The 3,367-nt window shown below is 65.3% G+C and carries 5 protein-coding genes; 4 read left to right on the forward strand and 1 reads right to left on the reverse strand.

Annotated elements, in window-relative coordinates; all coding sequences use genetic code 11:
* Window positions 1-158 precede the first annotated feature (158 nt).
* The 4 genes from uvrB to ABIR74_RS12545 are packed head-to-tail and all read left to right on the forward strand — an operon-like array spanning window position 159 to window position 3,049.
* Window positions 159-2,159 carry an excinuclease ABC subunit UvrB gene (gene uvrB / locus ABIR74_RS12530; RefSeq protein WP_348178626.1) on the forward strand — a complete coding sequence of 667 codons (2,001 nt, stop codon included), beginning with the start codon at window positions 159-161 and terminating at the stop codon, window positions 2,157-2,159.
* A gap of 32 nt (window positions 2,160-2,191) precedes the next feature.
* Entirely contained in the window at window positions 2,192-2,443 is a 252-nt protein-coding gene (locus tag ABIR74_RS12535; protein ID WP_348178628.1) for a ribbon-helix-helix domain-containing protein, read from the forward strand.
* Window positions 2,440-2,751 (forward strand): type II toxin-antitoxin system PemK/MazF family toxin, encoded by a 312-nt coding sequence (locus ABIR74_RS12540; RefSeq protein ID WP_348178630.1) that lies wholly within the window; start codon window positions 2,440-2,442, stop codon window positions 2,749-2,751. Before ABIR74_RS12535 ends, ABIR74_RS12540 begins: the two co-directional genes overlap by 4 nt.
* Before the next feature lie 19 nt (window positions 2,752-2,770).
* Window positions 2,771-3,049, forward strand: a complete 279-nt coding sequence (locus ABIR74_RS12545; RefSeq protein ID WP_348178632.1) for a DUF2277 domain-containing protein — start codon at window positions 2,771-2,773, stop codon at window positions 3,047-3,049.
* Window positions 3,050-3,115: 66 nt separating this feature from the next.
* Here the strand turns inward: ABIR74_RS12545 and ABIR74_RS12550 are convergent.
* Window positions 3,116-3,367, reverse strand: a 252-nt coding sequence (locus ABIR74_RS12550; RefSeq protein ID WP_348178634.1) for a hypothetical protein, incomplete at its 5' end; no start/stop codon positions are given.

The following is a 3,367-nucleotide window of genomic DNA, read 5'->3' on the forward strand; positions in this document are numbered from 1 at the left end:
AGCTCCCGCAGGACGTGTGCAAGAGAGACGCCGCGGCGACGGGCCTCACCCTCGAGGATAGTGAGGTCGTCCGTCTCAGCAGCGAGCGTTGTGCGTCGAATCATGCATCTGATGCTAGCATCGTACAGACGTTCGTGCAACTGATACGTTTGCAGGTAATGGCCGAGCTGCGCGTCACCGCTGACTACACGCCCACCGGGGACCAGCCGCACGCGATTACCGAGCTGGCTGCGTCGCTCGAGGCCGGCAACCGGTTTCAGACCCTTCTTGGGGCGACCGGCACCGGCAAGACGGCAACGATGGCGTGGCTGATCGAGAAGCTCCAGCGGCCCGCCCTCGTGATCGCGCACAACAAGACCCTCGCCGCGCAGCTCTGCAACGAGTTCCGCGAGTTCTTCCCCGCGAATGCCGTCGAGTACTTCGTCTCCTACTACGACTACTACCAGCCCGAGGCGTACGTCCCGCAGGCCGACCTCTACATCGAGAAGGACTCGTCCCGCAACGACGACATCGACCGACTGCGCCACGCGGCCACGGCGTCGCTTCTGTCACGGCGCGACACCGTCATCGTCGCCTCGGTCTCGTGCATCTACGGCCTCGGCTCGCCCGAGGAGTACGAGAAGCGCCTCGTCAACCTGGCGGTCGGGGAGGAGCACGACCGTGACGAGCTACTCCGCAAGCTGATCGACACACAGTACGTCCGAAACGACACGTTGCTCGGACGGGGTCGCTTCCGTGTCAAGGGAGACGTGATCGAGGTGCAGCCGGCCTCGGCCGAAACGGCGTATCGGATCTCGCTCTTCGGCGACGAGGTCGAGCAGATCACTCACTTCGATCCGCTCACGGGCGAGGTGTACGCAAAGCTCGACAACCTGACGATCTTCCCCGCCACGCAGTACGTGACGTCGAAGCCGACCATCGAGGCGGCGATGGGCGGGCTCCGAGGGGAGCTCGAGGCCCAGATCCAGCAGTTCGAGACAGAGGGCAAGCTCCTCGAGGCGCACCGGATTCGCCAGCGCACCGAGTACGACATGGAGATGATGCGCGAGCTCGGCTTCTGCAACGGGATCGAGAACTACTCGCGTGTGCTCGAGGGGCGGCCCGCGGGTTCGCCGCCGCACACGCTGATCGACTATTTCCCGTCGGATTTCCTGTGCTTCATCGACGAGTCACATCAGTCCGTACCCCAGATCGGCGGCATGTACGAGGGCGACCGCTCCCGCAAGCAGACGCTCGTCGACTTCGGCTTCCGCCTGCCGTCGGCGCTCGACAACCGGCCGCTCCGCTTCGACGAGTTCCTCCAGCGTGTCGGCCAGACGATCTTCGTCTCGGCGACGCCGGGCGCGTACGAGCTCCGCAACTCGGCCGTGGTCAGCGAGCAGCTGATCCGCCCGACCGGCATCGTCGATCCAGAGGTCGAGCTCCGCGCGACGAAGAACCAGATCGACGATCTCCTCGGGGAGATCCGTAGGCGCTCCGACGTGGGCGAGCGCGTGCTCGTGACGACGCTGACGAAGAAGATGTCGGAGGATCTCACCGACTACCTCCTCGAGGCGGGCGTCAAGACGCGTTATCTCCATTCCGAGATCGACACGCTCGAGCGAATCCAGATCATCCGCGAGCTGCGGCTCGGCGAGTACGACGTGCTCGTCGGAGTCAACCTGCTGCGCGAGGGGCTCGATCTTCCGGAGGTGTCGCTCGTCGCCGTGCTGGACGCCGACAAGGAGGGATTCCTCCGGGGCAAGACGGCCCTCGTGCAGACGATCGGTCGCGCGGCACGAAACGTCAACGGCAAAGTTCTGCTTTACGGTGACAAGATCACCGAGGCGATCCAGTTCGCCGTCGACGAGACCGACCGTCGCCGCGCGAAGCAGCTCGCGTACAACGAGGAGCACGGGATCACGCCGGAGAACATCATCAAGGGCGTCTCCGACATCGCCGAGTTCCTGACGCTCGACTCGCCGACCGTCCCGGGTCGGCGACGCAGAGGGAAGGAGAAGGTCGAGGGGCTCGATCCAGCCGAGCTCGAGAAGCTCGTGGTAACACTGGAAGAGGAGATGTTCGTCGCCGCCGAGGAGCTCCGGTTCGAGTACGCGGCGAAGCTGCGCGACGAGATCAAGCAGTTGCGCAGAGAGCTCATGGCGCTGGCAGGGGCTTGACGCAGGACGCTCTGGTGCGACATACTTGTGGTATGTCGAAAATGATTACACTTCGTATGCCAGACGAGCGGGTGACGCGAATCGACGAACTTGTCGAGATGGAGTCGTACGAGAGTCGTGCGAGCTTCATCGTCGCGGCGATCAACCGGTTCGTCGAGGAGATCGAGGAGCGCGAGATCGACCGTAGGATCGTCGAGGGATACACGCGTTTGCCGCAGACGCACGAAGAGCAGCGCTGGGCCGAGGAGTCCGCGCGTCGGTCGATTGCCGCGGAACCCTGGTGAAGAGAGGCGAAGTCTGGTGGGTCGAGGATCCGGGTGCCGGCCGGAGGCCGCACCTCGTTGTGACTCGTGACTCCGCGATTCCCGTTTTGCGCAACGTGCTCGCTGTTCCGGCGACGACCACGATGCGAGGAATCCCGACCGAGGTAGCTCTCGGCCTCGAGGATGGCATGCCGAAGGAGTGTGTGCTGAGCGTCGACAACGCGACGCTGCTCCCGAAGAGCTTCTTCGTGGAGCCGATCTGCACGCTCGGCCCCGACCGGATGGCGAGCGTCTGCCAGGCACTCGACTATGCGACCGGCTGCCGCTGACGAGAGGAGACACGCAAGCATGTGCCGCAACATCAAGCAGCTCCACAACTTCGATCCACCCGCGACCGACGACGAGGTGCACGCGGCCGCGATGCAGTACGTCCGCAAGATCAGCGGCTCCGCGAAGCCGTCGAAGGCGAACGAGGCGGTGTTCGATCAGGCCGTGCGCGAGATCGCCCACATCTCGCGACACCTGCTCGACGATCTCGTGACGACCGCGCCGTCGCGCGACCGTGAGGTCGAGGCGGCGCGGGCGAAGGCCCGGGCCGCGGAGCGGTTCGGCACCGCGGCCGCCTGACCGTGTGATCGCAGCGTACGAGTCGGTCCTCGTGTGGGCAGACTCGCTGACGTGGGAGGCTCGCAGTCAGGCAGAGACCGCGACTCGGGGCGGCGCGAGCACCGTGACGCGGTCTCCGCGAATGACGAGCGTAATGCTCGTTGCGACGATCCAGATCAGAGCCAGGAGGAGCGTGGGCGGACCGGAGGTTGCGAACGGCACGGTTGCGAGGAGGAGCGGCGCTGTTGCGAGAGCCCACCAGCCGAGCCATCGCGGCAGGCACCGCGTGGAGAGGATCACGCCGCCTGCTGCAGCGAGCATCACCGCGTCGAGGGCCCA

Origin of the sequence: Gaiella sp., from assembly GCF_039915195.1 — a bacterium.
Lineage (GTDB): Bacteria > Actinomycetota > Thermoleophilia > Gaiellales > Gaiellaceae > Gaiella.

Bases quoted from the DNA above. Each gene is read 5' to 3' on its own strand.
- uvrB (WP_348178626.1), top strand. From the start codon at position 159: ATGGCCGAGCTGCGCGTCACCGCTGACTACACGCCCACCGGGGACCAG.
- ABIR74_RS12545 (WP_348178632.1), top strand. From the start codon at position 2,771: ATGTGCCGCAACATCAAGCAGCTCCACAACTTCGATCCACCCGCGACC.
- ABIR74_RS12535 (WP_348178628.1), top strand. From the start codon at position 2,192: ATGTCGAAAATGATTACACTTCGTATGCCAGACGAGCGGGTGACGCGA.